General features: G+C 75.8%; 3 protein-coding genes. All 3 read left to right on the forward strand.

Annotation, left to right across the window (positions count from 1 at the left end; all coding sequences use genetic code 11):
* Positions 1-255 precede the first annotated feature (255 nt).
* Entirely contained in the window at positions 256-1,581 is a 1,326-nt protein-coding gene (locus ACWGKI_RS20610) for a Glu/Leu/Phe/Val family dehydrogenase (RefSeq protein ID WP_452189531.1), read from the forward strand.
* A 142-nt stretch (positions 1,582-1,723) separates the two neighbouring features.
* The gene (locus ACWGKI_RS20615) at positions 1,724-3,247 is read left to right on the forward strand and encodes a M48 family metallopeptidase (RefSeq protein ID WP_452189533.1); all 1,524 of its coding nucleotides are present in this window, start codon (positions 1,724-1,726) and stop codon (positions 3,245-3,247) included.
* The gene (locus tag ACWGKI_RS20620; RefSeq protein ID WP_452189535.1) at positions 3,244-4,158 is read left to right on the forward strand and encodes a putative protein N(5)-glutamine methyltransferase; all 915 of its coding nucleotides are present in this window, start codon (positions 3,244-3,246) and stop codon (positions 4,156-4,158) included. The genes ACWGKI_RS20615 and ACWGKI_RS20620 overlap by 4 nt, the downstream gene beginning before the upstream one ends.
* Positions 4,159-4,202 lie beyond the last annotated feature (44 nt).

Genomic DNA, 4,202 nt, shown 5'->3' on the forward strand with positions numbered 1-4,202 from the left:
GACTTGATCCTCAAACCCCTGGTTTGAGGATCAAGTCAGCACGCACGTTGCCCGGGTCGGTCAGGCGCGGGTCAACGCCTGGTCAGGGGTGCGACACGGCTCCGCCACGGCGCACGTTTCGCCCGCGGAGGCCGCCGCCGCAGGGGTTACGGTGGGCGCCGAGGCCCACCATCCCGGGCCGCGCCACCCCAGCCGGACCCCGACCCCGGGCCACCGGCACCGTGTCCTGGAGGACCCGTGACGACGACGACGTCGATGACCTCGACACCCCTGCCCGACGCCCAGGCCGCTTCGACGGCCACCCCGGTCGACCCGGCCGCCCCCGCCACCACCGGCCGGGCGACCTCGCCCCTGGTCACCGCGCACAGCCAGCTCGCCAGCGCCGTGTCCGTCCTCGGCTACGACGAGGGCCAGCACCGGATGCTCGCCACCCCCCGCCGGGAGATCCACGTGGCCGTGCCGCTGCGGCGCGACGACGGCGAGACCGTCCTGTTCCACGGCTTCCGCGTGCAGCACAACATCACCCGCGGCCCCGGCAAGGGCGGGCTGCGCTACGCGCCGGGCGTCGACATCGACGAGGTGCGCGCGCTCGCGATGTGGATGACGTGGAAGTGCGCCATCGTCGACCTGCCGTACGGCGGAGCCAAGGGCGGCATCGCCATCGACCCGCGCGGGTACTCGACGGCCGAGCTGGAGCGCGTCACCCGCCGGTACACGTCCGAGATCATGCCGATGATCGGGCCGGACACCGACATCATGGCACCCGACATGGGCACCGACGAGCAGACCATGGCATGGGTCATGGACACCTACTCGGTGAACCGCGGGTACACGATCCCCGCCGTCGTCACCGGCAAGCCGCTGGCCATGGGCGGCTCCCGCGGGCGCGGCACCGCCACCAGCGCCGGCATCGTGCACGTGACCGCCGCCGCGCTCGGCGAGGCCGGCGTCCCGCTCCACGACGTGACCGTCGCCGTGCAGGGCTTCGGCAAGGTGGGCTCGCACGCCGCCGCGATCTTCGCCGCGCGCGGCGCCACCGTCGTCGCCGTCAGCGACCAGTACGGCGGCGTCCGCAACGACGCGGGCCTGGAGATGGACCGCCTGTTCTCGCACGTCGCCGCCACCGGTTCCGTCGTCGGGTTCGACGGCGGCGACCCGCTGTCCAACGACGACCTCCTCGCCCTCGAGGTCGACGTCCTCGTCCCCGCCGCCGTCGAGGGCGTGCTCGACGGCGACACCGCCTCGACCGTCCGCGCGCGCTGGGTGGTCGAGGGCGCGAACGGCCCCACCACCACCGAGGGCGACCGCGTGCTCGCCGCGAAGGGCGTCACCGTCGTGCCGGACGTGCTCGCCAACGCCGGCGGCGTCGTCGTGTCCTACTTCGAGTGGGTGCAGGCCAACCAGACGTACTGGTGGTCCGAGCAGGAGATCGCCGACAAGCTCGAGCACCGCATGACGTCGTCGTTCGGCGACGTCGCCGCGCTGGCGAAGCAGGAGGGCCTGTCGTTGCGCGACGCCGCGCTCGTCATCGGCGTGCAGCGCACCGCCGAGGCCCACCGCATCCGCGGCCTCTACCCCTGACGGGTCGCCCGGCCCGGCCCTCAGGGCCGGGCCGGGCGTGCCAGGCGTAGTGCCGGATCTCCCTGGTGCCGGGGGGTGCCGGGTCGCTATCGTCCGTGTCGACGCGGACGACGTTGCCCGCCCCAACCTCTCGGGAGACCCGATGCCCACGGCGTTCCGCGCCCTCGTGTCCGTGCTCATGCTCGTCGGCTTCTTCGTGCTCGCGCTGGCGCTGCTCGTCGGGTGCGGGGCGGTCGCCGTGCTCGCCGTCCAGCACCACTCGGGCGCCGCGGCGCTCAAGTTCGGCCTCCTCACGGTCGTCGTGGCCGCGGGCATCGTGACGGCGCTGGCACGGGTCGCGCGCTCGGAGCGTGCCGCCGGCAAGGTCGACGCGGACGACGTGGTCGTCGCCCCCGAGTCCGCCCCCGAGCTGTGGGCCCTGGTCCGCGAGCTCGCCGACGTGGCGGGGACGCGCGCCCCGGACACGATCGTGCTGGCGCCGGACGTCAACGCGGCCGTGAGCGAGGAGTCGCGCCTGCTGGGGCTCGTCGGCGGACGACGCCGCCTCGTGGTGGGCGTCCCCCTCCTGCAGGGGCTCACCGTCGGCCAGCTGCGCTCCGTCCTCGGGCACGAGATGGGTCACTACTCGAACGCGCACACCCGCCTCGCGCCGGTCGCGTACCGCGGCCGGGTCGTGGTGAGCGAGACCGTCACTCGCCTCGAGGGCAACGTCGTCGGGTGGCTGCTGCGCCAGTACGCCAAGGCGTACCTGGCGGTCTCGGCCGCGGTGAGCCGCGCGCAGGAGCTCGAGGCCGACCGCCTCTCCGTCCAGGTCGCGGGACGGCGGGTCGCGCAGGACGCGCTGCGCGAGGCGCCCGTCCTCGGCGCGGCCTGGTCGTTCTACGAGGAGCGCTACCTGGCGCCGGCCTGGTCGTCCGGGTATGCGACGACGCCCGGCGGGTTCTTCGGCGGCTTCGCCCGGCTGCTCGCGGCCCGAACGGACGAGCTCGCCCGCCTCCGGGGCCAGGAGCCGCCGGCGGCGCGGTCGCCGTGGGACTCGCACCCGCCGGTCGACCGCCGCCTCGCCGCCATGGAGAGCGTGCCCGACGACGCCACCGCGCCCACCGACGACCGCCCGGCGTCCGCGCTGGTCCCGCGGTTCGACGAGCTGGCGGCGCAGCTCGCCGGGCGCGTCGTGGCGTTCGACGACCGCGTGCAGCTCGACTGGGACGCGCTCGTGCCCGCGTTCATGGCCGCGACGACGCGCGCGGACGCCGAGGCGCTCTACGCGACCGCCGCGCGGGTGGCGCAGGTCCCGGCGGGCGGCCCCGGCACGATCCTCGATCTGGTCCAGGACGGCCGCGCACAGGAGCTCGTCCACGCCGTCGCGCCCGACGCGCCGTCGGACGACCCGGGCGTCGTGGACGACGTGCTGCGCCAGGTGCTGGCCCTCGCGGTCCGCGAGGCCGCGGTGCGTGCGGGCGTCGCCCGCTGGCAGGGCTCGTGGAGCGGGCCGGCGTCGTTCGTCGCGCAGGACGCCGACCGGTTCGACGTCGACCGCCTGCTCTCGCTCGCCGCCGACCCGAGCACCGTCGCCGACGCCCGCGCCGGGCTCGCCGCGGCGAGCGTCGACCTGGCGGCCCCCTCCCGCACCACCGGCCTCGTCGCCGCTCCGGCGGGCCGATGACGCGGCCGGCCCCGGCGCCGGACGACCCGACGACCGCTGCCGTCGTCGCCCGGCTGCGGGCCGCCGGCTGCGTGTTCGCCGAGGACGAGGCGGCCCTGCTGCTCGAGGCCGCCGGCTCCGCTGCTCCCGGTCAGCGCGGCACTTTCCGTCCTGGTCGGCAGTACGAACTGCCGACCGGCACTGGAACTGCCGCTCCGATCGATCGACGCGTGCTTGACGAGCTCGTCGGGCGACGGGTGGCCGGCGAGCCGCTGGAGCACGTGCTGGGCTGGGTCGCGTTCGCCGGCCGTCGCTGGTCGGTGGGACCCGGCGTCTTCGTGCCGCGGCGGCGCACCGAGCTGATGGTGGCCGCCGCGCTGACGCTCCCGGCCCCGGGCACGGTCGTGGACCTGTGCTGCGGCTGCGGGGCCGTCGGCGGGGCGGTGCTGCTCGGCCTGCACGCGGCGGGCGCGGCGCCGGTGCTGCACGCGAGCGACGTCGAGCCCGCCGCCGTCGTGCACGCCCGGCGCAACCTGGAGCCGCTCGGCGCCGTCGTGCACGAGGGAGACCTGCTCGCCGCCGTCCCCGCGATCCTGCGCGGCCGCGTCGACCTGCTGCTGTGCAACGCGCCGTACGTCCCGACCGCCGCGATCGCGACCATGCCGCCCGAGGCCCGCGACCACGAACCTGCCGTCGCGCTCGACGGCGGGGCCGACGGGCTCGACGTCCTGCGGCGCGTCGTGGCCGCCGCTCCGGGCTGGCTCGCGCCGGGCGGGGCGCTGCTGTTCGAGGTCGGCACCGACCAGGTCGCCGGCGCGACGACGCTCGTCGAGTCGCACGGGCTGAGTCCGGCGGTCGTCACGGACGACGACCCGGACGCCGACGACGCAACCGGGGGCACGGTCCTCGTCGCCACCCGGCCCGCCCCCTGAGTGCTGTGGGTACGACAACGGCGAGAATTCGGTCGCGAATTCTC

Source organism: Isoptericola sp. NPDC055881 (genome assembly GCF_053615895.1).

Coding starts and splice junctions, on each gene's coding strand:
- ACWGKI_RS20610 (WP_452189531.1), top strand. CDS start 256: ATGACCTCGACACCCCTGCCCGACGCCCAGGCCGCTTCGACGGCCACC.
- ACWGKI_RS20615 (WP_452189533.1), top strand. CDS start 1,724: ATGCCCACGGCGTTCCGCGCCCTCGTGTCCGTGCTCATGCTCGTCGGC.
- ACWGKI_RS20620 (WP_452189535.1), top strand. CDS start 3,244: ATGACGCGGCCGGCCCCGGCGCCGGACGACCCGACGACCGCTGCCGTC.